The sequence below is a fragment of the Rathayibacter sp. AY1C7 genome, assembly GCF_002931865.1.
In the GTDB taxonomy this organism is placed as follows: Bacteria; Actinomycetota; Actinomycetes; order Actinomycetales; family Microbacteriaceae; genus Rathayibacter.
The window spans coordinates 49,074-62,619 of the sequence record NZ_PSWB01000018.1 but is presented as its reverse complement, the minus strand read 5'-3'; the positions used below and the strand labels follow the sequence as shown (position 1 = coordinate 62,619).

Genomic DNA, 13,546 nt, shown 5'->3' with positions numbered 1-13,546 from the left:
GCCGCGTGGGCGGCTGGGATTTCGCCACTTGCGTCGGATCTCCTCCCGCGGTACGGCCTCCTGTCAAGGGGGTGATGGCCGCAGTTCGTTTGCGCAACGCGCGAGGATCCTCAGCCGCGGGTCCACTCTAGGAGCCGCTCGACCGGCCAGGTGGTCACGATCCGCTCCTCCGGGACGCCGAGCCGCTCCGCCCGCTCGGCTCCGTAGTCGATCAGGCCCAGCTGACCCGGAGCATGCGCGTCGCTGTCGATCGAGAACAGGCAGCCCTCCTCGAGCGCGAGCGCGATCAGCTCGTCCGGCGGGTCCTCGCGCTCGGGGCGGGCGTTGATCTCGACCGCGGTGGAGTGGTCGGCGCACGCGCGGAACACGGCCCGGGCGTCGAAGGTCGACGGCGGGCGGGTGCCGCGCTCGCCCGACACCAGCCGCCCCGTGACGTGGCCGAGGACGTCGGTCCGCGGATCCGAGGCCGCCGCGACCAGCCGGGCGGTCATCTCGTGGGAGGGCAGCCGCAGCTTCGAGTGGGCGCTCGCGACGACCACGTCGAGGCGGTCCAGCAGCTCGTCCGTCTGGTCGAGCGCGCCGTCCTCGAGGACGTCGACCTCGATCCCGCTGAGCAGCCGCAGGGTCCCGGTGTCGAGGCCCGCGAGATGGGCCAGCTGCTCCTCCAGCCGCTCCGCGCTGAGACCGTGGGCGACCCGGAGCCGCGGCGAGTGATCGGTGAGCGCCAGGTACTCGTGGCCGAGCGCGCGGGCCGCGTCCGCCATCGCGAGGACGGGCGTCGCCCCGTCGGACCACTCGCTGTGGCTGTGGAGGTCGCCGCGCAGCCGTCCCCGCAGCGCGCTCGCGGGCGGAGGAGCCGAGCCGCGCAGCTCCGCGAGGTAGTCGGGCACCCGGCCCGACCGCGCCTGCTCGATCACCGTGAAGGTCGTGTCGCCGATCCCGGAGGCCCGCCGCACGAGGGCGAGGTCGTCCCGCTCGGCGGACGCCATCCCCTCCAGCACCGCGGCCGCGCGGCGGAACGCCTTCGCCCGGTAGCGGGAGGCCCGCTCCCGCTCGAGCAGTGCTGCGATCTCCTCGAGTGCCGCGATCGGGTCCATGCGCCCGGTCTACCACGGCGCCCGCCGCGGCCTCACCCCCTCGACGGCGGCCTCGGCTCCGGCCCCCGGCCTCATCCCGCCTCGGCCCCGCCCCGGTCCCGGCCGCTCGACGCTGGGAACCGGCCGAGCCCCGTTGCCGACCGTGACGATCGAGATATATCGTGACTCTCGTCCACTCGCGATGTATCGCGTTTCAGAAAGGCACTCCGGTGCAGGAGGAGGAGCTCATGTCCCTCGAGAAATGGCTCGTACAGGCCGGCGAGACGAAGGTCATCGACCTCGACGTCGTCCGCTCGGTCAAGGTCGCTCTCGTCGGCGGCCAGATCGACGTCATCGCCCACGACGAGCCGACCGCTCGCGTGGAGGTCCACAGCGTCGACGGCCGCCCGCTCAAGGTCTCGATGGACGGCGACCGCCTCGAGATCGACCACGTCCAGCTCCGCTGGGACACCATCGTCGACGTCGTGAAGGGCCTCGGCCGCCGCGGCGACCGCGCCGACATCAGCCTCCTCGTCCCCCGCGGCGTCGACCTCAAGTTCGACACCGTCTCGGCCGACGGCCTGGTCTCGGGTCTCCACAGCGACGCCCGCGTCTCGACGGTCGGCGGCGACATCGTCGTCGACGGCCTGCACGGCGACATCGAGGTGAACACCGTCCACGGCGAGCTCTCGGTCCGCAGCCACACCGGCCGCGTCACCGCGCGCACCGTCTCCGGCGACGTCACCGCGACCGGCGAGCTCACCCGCTTCACCGTCGACGGCGTCTCGGGCAGCGTGTTCGTCGACGCCGAGGGCACCCCCGACCGGATCCAGGCCAACACCGTCAGCGGCGACCTCACGATCCGCGTCGACGAGGGCCTCGGCGCCCGCTACCGCATCAACACCGTCTCGGGCACGCTCCAGCTCGACGGCTCCGTCGTCAAGGGCACCTTCGGCCGGGGCTTCACCTCGACCACGGGCTCGCTCGACTCGAAGTGGGTCGACGTCGCCGCCAACTCCGTCTCGGGAGACGTGGTCGTCGTCCGCCGGTCCGTCGCCGCGTCCTCCGCCTCGGTGGGCGAGGGCTGGGGCTCCCCCGGCGCCGGCCCCGCCGACGGCCGCCGCCCGATGGACGGGAGCTCGCTGTGAGCCCCGTCTTCGCGCACGGCCGCCTGCGCCTCTACCTGCTCAACCTCCTCGCCGAGTCGCCGCGTCACGGCTACGAGCTGATCCAGGCGCTCAGCGAGCGCTTCGGCGGCACCTACGCGCCCAGCGCCGGCACGGTCTACCCGCGCCTCGCGAAGCTCGAGGAGGAGGGACTCGTCACGAAGGAGGCCGACGGCCGCAAGACCGTCTACTCCATCACCGACGCCGGCCGCGCCGAGCTCGCGAACCGCGCGACCGACCTGGGCGACATCGAGGAGGAGCTCACCGACTCCGTCCGCCGGCTCGCCGACGAGGTCCGCCTCGGCGTCGCGGAGGCGATGAAGAGCCTCCGCGCCGACCTGGCCAGCGCCGCGCGCGACTCGCGGGAGCCCGGACGCCGACCGGAGCACTCCGCCGAGGAGCCGCGCCCGCAGGACACGTCCGGCACCCCCTCCGAGCAGCCCGCGCCGGAGCAGGCCGCACCGGCCTCGCCCGACGCGCGCACCGCCTCGCGGATCGCCCTGCGCGACGCCGAGGTGCTGCTCACCGAGTTCCGCGACGAGCTGCGCGCGGAGCTGCGCACCGCCGCCTCCTCGGGATCCGTGACGACCGCGAGCGTCGACGCCCTGCGCGCCGCGCTCGACGAGGCCCGCGCCTCGGTCCGCTCCACCCTGGACTGAGCCCGGACACCTCACCGCCGGGAGGGCGGGGATCCCGCCCGGGGTCCCCGCCCTTCCTGCGCTACTGCCGCCCGACCACCAGCGCCTCCTCCTCCACGTCGAGGAACGCCAGAGCGCTCACCACCGCCGGCTCCTGGTACCGCCCCTCGGAGCGCGCGCGGAGCACCGCCTCCCGCTCGGCCGCGATCATCACGCGCCGGAGCCGGTTGTAGGCCTGCGGGAGCGGCTCCACGCCCTCGCCCTCCGGCGGGTTCTCCAGGGCGTCGGCGAGGAACGTCGCGTTCCGCCGCAGCCGGTCGAGCACGCGGTCCTCCACTCCGTCCTGCGGCTCCGCGTCGAGCCGGGCGAGGCCGGCGGCCTGCGCCTCGGCGAGCAGCATCTGCTTCTCGACGTGCTCCTGCATCTCGTTCGGGGCCGGGAGCTTCAGGGCGCGGACGAGCCGCGGGAGCGCGAGCCCCTCGACGAGCGTCCCCGCCACCACGATGAAGGCGAGGAACTGCAGGAACGCGCGCTGCGGCGTCTCCGCGGGCAGGAGGAACGCGGCGGCGAGGGTGACCACGCCGCGGATGCCCGCGAACGACACCCCGATCGCGGTCGGCCAGGTCCACCCGCGCTGCTGCAGCCGGCGCGGACCGTGCCGGAACAGCAGCGTCGTCATGCACATCCAGGCCACGCGGCTCCCGACCAGCGCCGCGAGCACAGCCGCGCCGATGCCGACCGTCTGCCAGACCCCGATGCCCGAGTCGGCCGTCGCCTCCACCACCGACGAGAGGCTCAGCCCGATGAAGAGGAACACCGCGTTCTCGAGCAGGAACTGGATCGTCCGCCAGTTGAGCGACTCCGCGATCCGCGCCTGCGCCGACTGGATGACCGGCGCCCGGTAGCCCAGGTAGAGCCCCGCGACCACGACCGCCAGCACCCCGGAGCCGTGCAGCAGCTGCGCCGGGATGAACGCGACGTAGGGCGTCACCAGCGAGAGGCTCGTGTCCAGGACGGACGACTGCACCTGCTTGCGCACGAACCCGAGCAGCACGGCGATGCCGATCCCGACCCCGCCGCCCACCGCCACGGCCAGCACGAAGTCGAGCGCGATGCGCCCGGGAGTGACCGTGCTGACGATCGCCAGGAGGGAGGCGTTCAGCGCCACCAGCGCGGTCGCGTCGTTGAGGAGGCTCTCGCCCTCGAGCACCGTGAGCATGCGCCGCGGCAGGCGGAGCCGCCCCGCGATCGCCGTGACCGCCACCGCGTCCGTGGGCGCCACGATCGCGCCGAACGCGAGGGCCGCGGCGACCGTGATCGCCGGGACGACCATCCAGGCCACCGCGCCGACCACCGCGACCGTGAAGACGACGAGCCCGACCGACAGCAGGAGGATGCTGTCGCCACGAGCGCGGACGTCGAGGACGGAGGTGCGGATCGCGGCCGCGTAGAGCAGCGGCGGCAGGATCCCGAACAGCACCACGTCCGGCTCGACCACCACCTCCGGGATCCCGGGCACGAAGGAAGCGAGGGCTCCGACGGCGACGAGCGCCACGGGAGCGGACCAGTTCACCCGCCCCGACAGCCCGGTGACCAGGACGGTCACCACCACGAACGAGACGATCCAGACGATCGCGACGACGGGCTCCTCCATCGCGTCACTCCTCCCGGGCGTCCGCGCGCCACGGCCCCATTGTGGCCGCCCGGAGAGCAGCCCGGACAGCCGCCGGGAGGGTGCAGCTAGCGGCCGGCCTCGTGGATGTCGCGCGCCTTGGTGACCTTCGCCGGGTCCACCGGGTTCATGCCGAGGACGATCTTGCCGCGCGAGTGCCGCTTCTCGAGGTCGTCGAAGGCGTCCTGCACCTGGTCGAAGGGGTAGAAGCCCGAGACGAGCACCCGCAGCTTCTGCTCGCCGACGAGGCCGACCAGCTCGCCGAGGATCTCGGTGTCGCGCTGGGCGGTCTCGGCGTCGGGCCAGACGGCGCGCAGCTCGATCTCCTTGCGGTCGTCGCTGGAGTGGAAGCGGCCCGCCGCGATGCCGAGCTCGTCGGCGAGGGCGTCGTTCTCCCCGCCGAAGTTGTCGAGGAACACCGTGACCCCGCCGGGCGCCGCGGCCCGGATGCGGTCGGCGATCCCGTCGCCGTAGACCACCGGCTTCACGCCGATCTGGCGGAGGTAGTCGAAGTTGCGCTCGCCGCAGGTGCCGATCACCGTCGCGCCGCGGAGCTTCGCCAGCTGGATCTCGAGACTGCCGACTCCTCCGGCCGCCGCGGAGACGAGGACGGTGTCGTCGGGTCCCACATGCGTGGCCTCCAGCGCGCGCCACGCAGTCACTCCGGCGAGGAACAGCGCGCCGCCGACCTCCCAGCTCACGGAGGCGGGCTTGGCGACGAGGTTGCGGCGCGGCACCACGACGTGGGTCGCGTGCGAGCCGACGAGCGCGTGGCCGACCACGTCGCTGCGGAGCTTGATGTCGGTGACGCCCTCGCCGAGGGCGACGACGACGCCCGAGAAGTCGGTCCCCTGGCGCATCGGGAAGGCCGCGGAGTGGTCGGAGTCGAACTGGCCCTGCCGGATGAACGCCTCCATGTGGTTCACCCCGGCGGAGAGCACCTCGACCAGCACCTCGCCCACCCCGGGCTTCGGCCGCTCGACCTCGGCGATCTCGAGGACGTCCGCGTCGCCGAATCGGCTGTACTGGACGACGCGGGCGGCGGTGGGGCTCAGACGGGACATGCGCTCATCATCCGCCCCCGCCGCCCGAAGCCCCCGACCCCCGAACGGGGGCGTGCGACTCAGGAGGGGTCGCTCGGGCAGTACAGCTGGGTGCGCGGACCGGAGCGGTCGATGACGTGCTCGGACATCGGCCGACCGCAGAGCGGGCACGCCTGCCCCGCGGGCGCCTCCTGCTCGGGCTGGTCGTACGGGCCGAGCGGCGGCGGGCCGATCCAGGGGAACAGCCGCGCGTTGAAGCGCTGGTAGAGGGAGCCGGTCTTCTTCCGCGTCATATCCTTAGTGTACTAACCATCAGGGCACGATGAGAGGATGACGCCGTGGAAACCGACCCGCTCGCCCTCCAGAACCAGGTCTGCTTCTCCCTCGCCGTCGCGGCGCGCACCGTCATCGGGCTGTACCGCCCCGTGCTCGAACCGCTCGGACTCACGCACCCGCAGTACCTCGTGATGCTCGCGCTCTGGGAGCGGAGCCCCCGCTCGCTCGCCGACCTCGGCTCCGCGCTCCGCCTCGAGCCGGCCACGCTCAGCCCGCTCGTGAAGCGCCTGGAGGCGAGCGGCCACGTCACGCGCGCCCGGAGCAGCGACGACGAGCGCCGCCTCGACGTCGCGCTGACCCCCTCCGGAGCGGCCCTCCGCGAGCAGGCCCTGCAGGTTCCTCCGCAGATCGTGGAGCGGCTCGACGTCCCCCTCGAGGAGCTCACCGCGCTCCGCGACAGCCTCACCGGCCTGATCGGAGCCGCGACCCGCGACGGCCGCTGACCCCCCGCTCGGGGCGCCGGCCGCGAGGACGCCGGCCGTCGCTCCCCGCCGCACCGGGAAACTCCCGGTCACAGCGCGGGATCAGCCTCCGCTCGGCCCGCTCCCGGCCGTCTTGACTGCCCCCTCGCACGGAGTAGTGTCATCGCTCGTGACACACGAGGGCCCCCCGTCCGCCGAGGACGGATCATCGGCCGACGCGACCGAGCTGCGCACCGCCAAGCACTTCTTCATCGGCGAGCCGCTCCCCAGCGACAAGCTCGAGGGACAGCTGCTGCAGAAGCGGCTCGCGCTCCCCATCTTCGCCAGCGACCCGCTCTCCTCCGTGGCCTACGCGCCGCAGGAGCTGCTGATGATCCTGCTGCTCGGCGGACTCTCCTTCCTCACCTTCGCCCCCTGGGTGGCCGCGTGCGTGGTCGTCCTCCTCGTCGTGGTGGTGCTGAGCTACCGCCAGCTGATCCGGGCGTACCCGTCCGGCGGCGGCGACTACGAGGTCGCCCGCACCAACCTGGGCGAGACGGCGGGCCTCACGGTCGCCGCCGCCCTCCTCGTGGACTACGTGCTCACCGTGGCCGTGTCGGTCGCCTCCGGAGTCGACAACATCATCTCCGCAGTACCCGAGCTGGCGCCGCTGCGGGTCGAGCTGGCCATCCTCTTCGTGGTGCTGCTGGCGGCCGTGAACCTCCGCGGCGTCTCGGAGTCGAGCCGCGCCTTCGCCGTCCCGACGTACCTCTTCGTCGCGAGCGTCTTCGTGATGGTCGTCGTCGGCCTGGTCCGCACCGCCTTCGGCGACACCCCGGTCGCGGAGTCGGCGGGCTTCACCGTGCAGGGCGAGCAGCTCACGCAGGCGGCCGTCGTCCTCCTGCTGCTGCGCTCCTTCGCCAGCGGCTGCGCGGCGCTCACGGGCGTCGAGGCGATCTCGAACGGCGTGCCCGCGTTCCGCGCCCCGAAGGTCAAGAACGCCCAGCGCACCCTCGTCGCGATGGGCACGATCGCGATCGTGCTCTTCGTCGGCCTGACCGCCCTCGCCCTGCTCTCGAACGTGCACTACGCCGAGAACGCCTGCCACCTGGTGGGCTTCGCCGACTGCGCCACGACCCCGCAGCGCTCCGTGATCGCGCAGGTCGCCGCCGCCACGTTCGGCAACAACACGATCCTGTTCTTCATCATCCAGGCCGCGACCGCCGCCGTCCTGCTCCTCGCGGCGAACACCGCGTTCAACGGCTTCCCGCTGCTGGGCTCCGTGCTGGCCCGGGACGGCTACGCGCCCAAGTCGCTGAACACCCGCGGCGACCGCCTCATCTACTCCAACGGAGTGATCATCCTGGCGCTCGTCGCCGCGATCATCCTGCTCGTGTACCAGGCCTCGCTCACGAGCCTCGTGCAGCTGTACATCATCGGCGTCTTCGTCTCGTTCACGCTCGGGCAGTCGGGCATGGTCAAGCACTGGGTGCGGATGATCCGCAACGGCGAGGGCTCGCGCACCGTCTACACGAGCCTGGCCATCAACCTGTTCGGCGCGACGCTGACCTTCGCGGTGCTCGTCGTCGTCACGATCACGAAGTTCACCCACGGCGCCTGGCTCGTCTACCTGGTGATGCCGATCCTCGGCGTCCTGATGGCCGGCGTCTACCGCTACTACCGCGACGTCGAGAAGGAGATCGAGGTCGACCCGACCACGACCTTCGGCGCCAACGGCGACCACGCGATCGTGCTGGTGGGCCGGATGAACAAGCCCACGCTGAAGGCGCTCGACTACGCCATCGCGGCGCGGCACGAGACGCTGGAGGCGGTGCACTCCTCCATCGACGACGCGCAGACCGCGCAGCTCAAGGCCGACTGGGCACAGATGGACATCGAGGTGCCGCTGCGCTGCGTGGCCTCTCCCTACCGCGACATCTCGTACCCGCTGATCAAGTACATCAAGGCCCACCGCCTCGAGCACGGCTCCGAGATCACGACGGTCTACATGCCGCAGTACATCGTCGGGCACTGGTGGGAGGCGTTCCTCCACAACCACAAGTCGCGGCGGATCCGCCAGAAGCTCCTGCTGGTGCACGGAGTGACGGTGGCGCTGGTGCCGTGGCTGCTGGACTCGTCCGAGCTGATCTACGGACGCCGCTCGCGGCCGATCCCCGGCCAGACGCGCCGCGGCGAGCCGGTGCGCCCGGTGACCCGCCGCCCGATCCCGCCCGCGTCCTCGCTCCCCCAGGGAGCCGCCGGCGAGGGCGCCCCGCGCATCCCGCAGCGCCCGGCCGCGCAGAACCGGCCGCGCTCGAAGCGGCGCTGAGGCGGCGGGAGCTCCGAGCCGGCGGGGGCCCGGAAACGGGTAGAGGGCCCGCGGCGTGTGCCGCGAGCCCCCGATTTCCCCTTAGTGCCTTCCCCCGAAGGCGGCCCGCCCCAACGGGCCGTGTCCGACGCTATCGGTGGGCTATGCACCGGCGCATCCTCCTCGCGACGGATGCCCGTGCTCCCTTGAGACGACAGGCTCGTCCTCCGTCGTCTCAGACGACGGCCCCGCGCACCCCTCGGCCGGTGAGCCACCAGACCGCCGCGACGGCGACCGCGGCCGCAGCGCCGCCGCCCACGAGCAGGATCACCGCCCGCACCACGTGCGCCCGGGAGGCGGCGTCGAGCGGATCGATGCCCGCCCCCGCCAGCACGATCCCGGCGGGAACCACCGCGGCCGCGAGCACCACGGCCGCGGCCGCGATGCGCACCGGCTGCCGGCCGTCGGAGCGGAGCTTCCGGGGACGGTGGCCGACGTACCAGACCACCGCGCCGATCCCGAGCCCGAGCAGCCCGAGCACGCCGCTCGCGTACTGCGCCCATCGGAAGCCGGGGAAGGGCCCGAGCTCCTGCTGCAGCAGCGGGATCGCCGAGACGAAGAGGCCGCCCCGGTGGGTGAAGCCGTCCCACATCACGTGGCTGGCGGCTCCGATGGCGATGCCGGCGGCCGCGAAGACGAGCACGCGGATCCACTCGGCGGCCCCGCGGGGCGGCGAGCGCCGGGGACGCAGCCGCGAGCGGACCAGCGCGGGCGCGAGGTCGCGCCAGGCCGGAGCGACGACCGCGCTCCACAGCGCGAGGCCGAGCATTCCGAGCAGCAGGTCGACGGTGACGACGCCGAGGAGGGAGTGGGTGGACTCGCGGGCGACGGCGATCGGGAGGTACATGCCGATGTCCGGGACCATCGCGCCGATGGCGACGGCCGCGGCGGGGATCCGGCCGTTCGAGAACGCGAGCGCGACGACGGCGTGGCTCGGCGTGAAGGGCATGACACGCACGCTATCCCGGCAACGCGGCCGGCGAGTGTCCGCGTCGCGAAGCGCGCGTCACCGATCGCGGTCCGGCTCCTGGGCTCCGCTCCGGCGCGTCGGCCTCCCGGGGCCGGCGGTCAGCCCGAGGAACGTGATCCCCAGGACGAGGAACACCGGCCAGACCGGATTCCCGAGGACCGCGAAGACCGCTCCCGCCGCGAGGAACAGCGGACCCGTGACCGCGTTCCAGCGCCGGGACGCCTCCTCCGACGACATCCGACCCGAACCCTTCCCGTCCTGTGCGCGCACCATCCCTCGACGCTAGGTCGCCTCCGCGAGGCCCGCCTCCCCCGTCCGGCGGAGCCGCGCGCTCGGGGAGCTCCGAGCGCGGCGACCGTAGAATCGTCCGGAAGTCCGGCCCTCCGGGCCCAGCGGCGACGGATCGGAGCGGGTGTGCGGAAGGCGTTCGCGATCCTCCGCCTGGCCCTCGCCGGGCTGGGCGCGGTCGGACTCGTCGGCGACTTCTTCTACACGCTGGGCTTCCGCGCGTTCCAGATCGACAACTTCTTCGCCTACTTCACGACGCAGTCGAACATGGCCGGGGTCGTGGTGCTGGGCCTGTCCGGCCTGGTCGCCCTCGCGCGCGAGCGGGAGCCGCGCTGGCTCAGCACCGTGCGGGCGCTCGTGCTCACCTACATGGTCGTGTCGGGGATCGTCTTCGGGCTGATCGCGGTGGAGGCCAACAACCGCGGCGTGCGGGTCGACGTGCCCTGGTCGAGCGCGCTCCTGCACTTCGTGATCCCGACGCTCGCGATCCTCGACTGGATCCTCGGACCCGGCCGCCGCCCGGTCGCCTGGCGCGGGGCACTGACCGTGCTCGGCTTCCCGATCGTCTGGGGCGTCATCACCCTGGTCCGCGGGGCCCTCATCGGCTGGTACCCGTACTTCTTCCTCGACCCCGGCCAGGTCGACGGACCCGTGATGTTCGTGCTCTACGACGTGATCGTGCTGAGCCTGATCTCCGGCATCGCCGCGTTCGTCCTCGCGCTCAGCCGGGTGCGGCCGCTCGGGGCGGCGCACGCGTCGGAGTGGCGGGGCCCGCTGGCGCGGCTCCGCGAGCTCGTCAGCCGGGGACGACAGCGAACGGCTCGAGCGCCGTCTGCGCGAGGGTGACCAGCTCGTCGTCGCTGAGATCCTGCAGCGAGAGGGCCTGATCCGCTCCGACCAGCCCGACGAGCACCGCCTCGCCGGTCGACGGCTGGAGGTTGAGCCACTCGGTGATGCCCGCCTCGGAGCCGACGAGCGACCAGCGCGCGGGGGCGTCGGCCTCCCAGAACGCCTCGTCGAAGCGCAGCCACAGCGTCTCGACGACGCCGGAGCCGAGGGCCGCGACGGCCGCGCGCTGCGCGAACGGGAGCGGCGGGTCGAAGGCGATCGCGTCCGTCTGGAGCACCCCGATCGGCACGGTGACCAGCACCCGGTCGGCTGTGAACGACTCGCCGGTGCCCAGGCGGATGCTGACGCCGGTGTCCGTGTAGCCGATGCCGCTCACCACGGCGCGCAGCGAGACCTCGACGTCGGCGAGCAGCGTGTCGACCAGCGGCGCGAGCCCGTCGGTCAGCAGCGCGTCGCCCGAGTCGTCACTCAGCTCCTCCGCGGTCGTGGCGGCGGAGGCGTCGCCCAGTCCGTACCAGGAGGAGAGCTCCTCGGGAGCGGCGCCGGTGCGCAGTGCGGTCGTCCCGGCGAGGTGCGCCGCCACGCGGGCGGCGTCGCCGTCGCCGGAGCCCGGCTCGGCCTCGGCGGGGTCGGGCGCTCCGGAGCCGGCGAACGACTCGGCGAGCGCCAGGTCCTCCGGCTGCTCCGCTCCCCACTCGAGAGCACGGGTCAGGGCGTCGGCGCCCGTGGTGCCGGTGTCGAGGGCCGCGCCGCCGGCGTCGCTCGAGCGGACGTCGGCGAGGTCGACCGCGGTCGTGACGACGCCCGCGTCCGCGATGCTCTCGCGCAGGGCGGCTCCCGCGCCGGTGAGGGCCCAGGCTCCGGTCTCGACTGCGATCGGCCAGCCGTCCGGAGTCGCGGTGGCGATGCGGCCGCCGGTGCGCTCGCGCGCCTCGACCACGGTGACGTCGAAGCCCGCGTCGGACAGGCGCCGCGCGGCGACCGCTCCGGCGAGGCCGGCGCCGACGATCGCGATCCGCTCGCCCTCATCGGCGACGGCGCTGATCTCGGCGGCCGCGCGGACCCCGGAGCTCCAGGCGCCCTGGAGCGTGCCGGGTGCCTCCGTGTCGGTGGCCTCGCCCGCGAGGAAGACGCGGTCGAGGACCGCGGTGCCCAGGTCGGTGCGGTGCTGCGGCGTCGCGCCGACGGGCAGGTAGGAGACGGAGCCGAGCGCGTACGGATCCTCGGCCCAGGCGGAGCGCACGAAGGCGGCCGGCGCGGGGACGGCGGTGGTGCTCGGCGTGGGCACGGGGGCCTTCGTGACCGAGCGGGTCGGCGTCGGACGCGACGGCGTGCAGCCCGCGAGGGCCAGGAGCCCGACTCCCGTGGCGGCTCCCGAGAGGAAGAGGCGGCGTCCGATCGTCATCCCGGACATCCTACGTTCTCGGCGTTCGGCCGGGGCGGCGCGGTGCTGACGCCACCCGGGCACGCGGCCCGCTCGAAGGTGCGGGGTGACGGCGGGACGGCGAGCGGATAGCGTCGGGGCAGCACGGACCGGACCGCGGCGACGGGGGACGCGGCATGGACACGACACGGACGCGGACCGCGACGACGACGGCCGGGGCCCCTCCCCGCAGTCACCTCCACGCGGTGCTGCTCGGCGCGCTGGGCATGATCGTGGTCCCGCTGCTCATCGTCCTCGCGACCACGGCCTGGTCCTCCCCCGGACCGGAGGAGTACGTCCGCATGGCGCTCGGCTCGGTGGTCGCGGCGTGCGTCTCGGTGGTCGGCGCCTGGTGGCTCGCCTTCGAGCGGCGCAGCGCCGGGGCACCCGGTCGCAACTGGTTCTGGGGAATCGCCTGCCTCGTCACGGTCAGCGCGGTCTCGACCGTCGGAGCCGCCGCCGACCGCCTCACCGGCCTGATCGCGGGCTGAGCGGGTGGACGTCCTGGCGCGGTCACCGCGCTCGCCTCACTCCTCGGCGACCGCCCCGATGGTCCCGGCTCCCTCCTCGAGCGAGCGGCAGCAGCATCGGCGCCGGTGATCGCCCCGACGAGACGACCGAGCGGCTCCGGCTGTTCCGTCTCGCCGAGAGCGATCTGGACGAGCTGTGGCGGCTGTACTCCGACGAGCGGATCGCGGCGGGCGACCCCCTCCTCCGGCACGACTCCGTCGAGCAGACCCGGGCGGTGCTCGCCAACCGGACGGCGCAGTGGGCACGGGACGACCTCAGCAGCTGGGTCGTCCGGCTGCGGAGTCCCGAGGGCGGCGCGGACGGTGCGATCGGGATCGGCGGATGCACCCTCCTCACCGACACGGCCTGGCACGTCGCGTTCACCGTCCATCCGGACCACTGGGGCAGGGGGTACGCCCAGGAGGTCGCCTCCGCAGGGATCGCTCGGGCGCGGCGGCTCCGGCCGGAGCTCCCCGTGACCGCGGTCGTCGCGGAACGGAACGAGCGATCGCACCGCACGGTCGCTCGACTCGGGCTCGACCGGAGGTGGGCGGGCCCCGACGCGCACAGCCCCGACCCCGCGGCTCGCATCGTGCTCTACTCCGACCGCCTCCTCTCCGACGACGAGATCGGCCGCCTCACGAGCTGAGGGGCGCCGCGTGGCGCTGATCGCCGCCGGCAGCCGCGGGCCCGAGACGCCTGCGCGAGACCGCGACGTCACGTTCCGGTGCGCCTCCCGGCCCCATCTTTCTTCCCGGCGGGCGGCGCTGCGCACGAGTGGGTGGGTGGGCGGCACTCGCGCCGAC

14 protein-coding genes are annotated in these 13,546 nt (G+C 73.5%); 7 read left to right on the top strand and 7 right to left on the bottom strand.

Annotated elements, in window-relative coordinates:
* Window positions 1-110: 110 nt before the first annotated feature.
* A complete protein-coding gene (locus C5C69_RS10890) occupies window positions 111-1,097 on the bottom strand; it encodes a PHP domain-containing protein (protein WP_104257900.1) in 987 nt (328 codons plus the stop codon).
* 227 nt (window positions 1,098-1,324) lie between these two features.
* On the opposite strand from C5C69_RS10890, the gene C5C69_RS10885 reads away from it, so the two are divergent.
* Both C5C69_RS10885 and C5C69_RS10880 read left to right on the top strand, forming a co-directional pair.
* A complete protein-coding gene (locus tag C5C69_RS10885) occupies window positions 1,325-2,224 on the top strand; it encodes a hypothetical protein (protein ID WP_258063310.1) in 900 nt (299 codons plus the stop codon).
* Complete coding sequence (locus tag C5C69_RS10880) at window positions 2,221-2,901, top strand: PadR family transcriptional regulator (RefSeq protein WP_104239545.1); 681 nt, start codon at window positions 2,221-2,223, stop codon at window positions 2,899-2,901. The genes C5C69_RS10885 and C5C69_RS10880 overlap by 4 nt, the downstream gene beginning before the upstream one ends.
* Window positions 2,902-2,962: 61 nt before the next feature.
* On the opposite strand, the gene C5C69_RS10875 is transcribed toward C5C69_RS10880, so the two are convergent.
* From C5C69_RS10875 to C5C69_RS10865, 3 genes are all read right to left on the bottom strand, one after another.
* Window positions 2,963-4,534 (bottom strand): sodium:proton antiporter, encoded by a 1,572-nt coding sequence (locus C5C69_RS10875; protein WP_104257899.1) that lies wholly within the window; start codon window positions 4,532-4,534, stop codon window positions 2,963-2,965.
* An 86-nt stretch (window positions 4,535-4,620) separates the two neighbouring features.
* Complete coding sequence (locus C5C69_RS10870; protein WP_104257898.1) at window positions 4,621-5,616, bottom strand: NADP-dependent oxidoreductase; 996 nt, start codon at window positions 5,614-5,616, stop codon at window positions 4,621-4,623.
* A 59-nt stretch (window positions 5,617-5,675) separates the two neighbouring features.
* A complete protein-coding gene (locus C5C69_RS10865) occupies window positions 5,676-5,888 on the bottom strand; it encodes a hypothetical protein (RefSeq protein ID WP_104223750.1) in 213 nt (70 codons plus the stop codon).
* A gap of 45 nt (window positions 5,889-5,933) precedes the next feature.
* Here C5C69_RS10865 and C5C69_RS10860 point away from each other — a divergent pair, with 45 nt between their 5' ends.
* A complete protein-coding gene (locus C5C69_RS10860; RefSeq protein WP_104223751.1) occupies window positions 5,934-6,374 on the top strand; it encodes a MarR family winged helix-turn-helix transcriptional regulator in 441 nt (146 codons plus the stop codon).
* 148 nt (window positions 6,375-6,522) lie between these two features.
* Complete coding sequence (locus tag C5C69_RS10855; protein ID WP_374953577.1) at window positions 6,523-8,661, top strand: APC family permease; 2,139 nt, start codon at window positions 6,523-6,525, stop codon at window positions 8,659-8,661.
* Between the two features lie 214 nt (window positions 8,662-8,875).
* Here C5C69_RS10855 and C5C69_RS10850 read toward each other — a convergent pair whose 3' ends face one another.
* Both C5C69_RS10850 and C5C69_RS10845 read right to left on the bottom strand, forming a co-directional pair.
* Entirely contained in the window at window positions 8,876-9,649 is a 774-nt protein-coding gene (locus C5C69_RS10850) for a DUF4184 family protein (RefSeq protein WP_104257897.1), read from the bottom strand.
* A 57-nt stretch (window positions 9,650-9,706) separates the two neighbouring features.
* The gene (locus tag C5C69_RS10845) at window positions 9,707-9,943 is read right to left on the bottom strand and encodes a hypothetical protein (RefSeq protein WP_146082395.1); all 237 of its coding nucleotides are present in this window, start codon (window positions 9,941-9,943) and stop codon (window positions 9,707-9,709) included.
* A gap of 141 nt (window positions 9,944-10,084) precedes the next feature.
* Between C5C69_RS10845 and C5C69_RS10840 the strand changes: the two genes are divergently transcribed.
* The gene (locus tag C5C69_RS10840) at window positions 10,085-10,804 is read left to right on the top strand and encodes a Pr6Pr family membrane protein (protein WP_104257896.1); all 720 of its coding nucleotides are present in this window, start codon (window positions 10,085-10,087) and stop codon (window positions 10,802-10,804) included.
* Here the strand turns inward: C5C69_RS10840 and C5C69_RS10835 are convergent.
* On the bottom strand, window positions 10,755-12,212 hold the full coding sequence (locus C5C69_RS10835; protein ID WP_181127053.1) for an NAD(P)/FAD-dependent oxidoreductase: 1,458 nt from the start codon (window positions 12,210-12,212) through the stop codon (window positions 10,755-10,757). The two genes, C5C69_RS10840 and C5C69_RS10835, sit on opposite strands and share 50 nt — an antisense overlap.
* A gap of 155 nt (window positions 12,213-12,367) precedes the next feature.
* On the opposite strand from C5C69_RS10835, the gene C5C69_RS17265 reads away from it, so the two are divergent.
* Window positions 12,368-12,721 (top strand): hypothetical protein, encoded by a 354-nt coding sequence (locus tag C5C69_RS17265; RefSeq protein ID WP_258065279.1) that lies wholly within the window; start codon window positions 12,368-12,370, stop codon window positions 12,719-12,721.
* A complete protein-coding gene (locus tag C5C69_RS10830) occupies window positions 12,628-13,389 on the top strand; it encodes a GNAT family N-acetyltransferase (RefSeq protein WP_258067522.1) in 762 nt (253 codons plus the stop codon). Before C5C69_RS17265 ends, C5C69_RS10830 begins: the two co-directional genes overlap by 94 nt.
* The last annotated feature ends 157 nt before the right edge of the window (window positions 13,390-13,546 follow it).

Bases quoted from the DNA above. Each gene is read 5' to 3' on its own strand.
- C5C69_RS10875 (WP_104257899.1), bottom strand. From the start codon at position 4,534: ATGGAGGAGCCCGTCGTCGCGATCGTCTGGATCGTCTCGTTCGTGGTG.
- C5C69_RS10885 (WP_258063310.1), top strand. From the start codon at position 1,325: ATGTCCCTCGAGAAATGGCTCGTACAGGCCGGCGAGACGAAGGTCATC.
- C5C69_RS10865 (WP_104223750.1), bottom strand. From the start codon at position 5,888: ATGACGCGGAAGAAGACCGGCTCCCTCTACCAGCGCTTCAACGCGCGG.
- C5C69_RS10890 (WP_104257900.1), bottom strand. From the start codon at position 1,097: ATGGACCCGATCGCGGCACTCGAGGAGATCGCAGCACTGCTCGAGCGG.
- C5C69_RS10870 (WP_104257898.1), bottom strand. From the start codon at position 5,616: ATGTCCCGTCTGAGCCCCACCGCCGCCCGCGTCGTCCAGTACAGCCGA.
- C5C69_RS10835 (WP_181127053.1), bottom strand. From the start codon at position 12,212: ATGACGATCGGACGCCGCCTCTTCCTCTCGGGAGCCGCCACGGGAGTC.
- C5C69_RS10845 (WP_146082395.1), bottom strand. From the start codon at position 9,943: ATGGTGCGCGCACAGGACGGGAAGGGTTCGGGTCGGATGTCGTCGGAG.
- C5C69_RS17265 (WP_258065279.1), top strand. From the start codon at position 12,368: ATGGACACGACACGGACGCGGACCGCGACGACGACGGCCGGGGCCCCT.
- C5C69_RS10850 (WP_104257897.1), bottom strand. From the start codon at position 9,649: ATGCCCTTCACGCCGAGCCACGCCGTCGTCGCGCTCGCGTTCTCGAAC.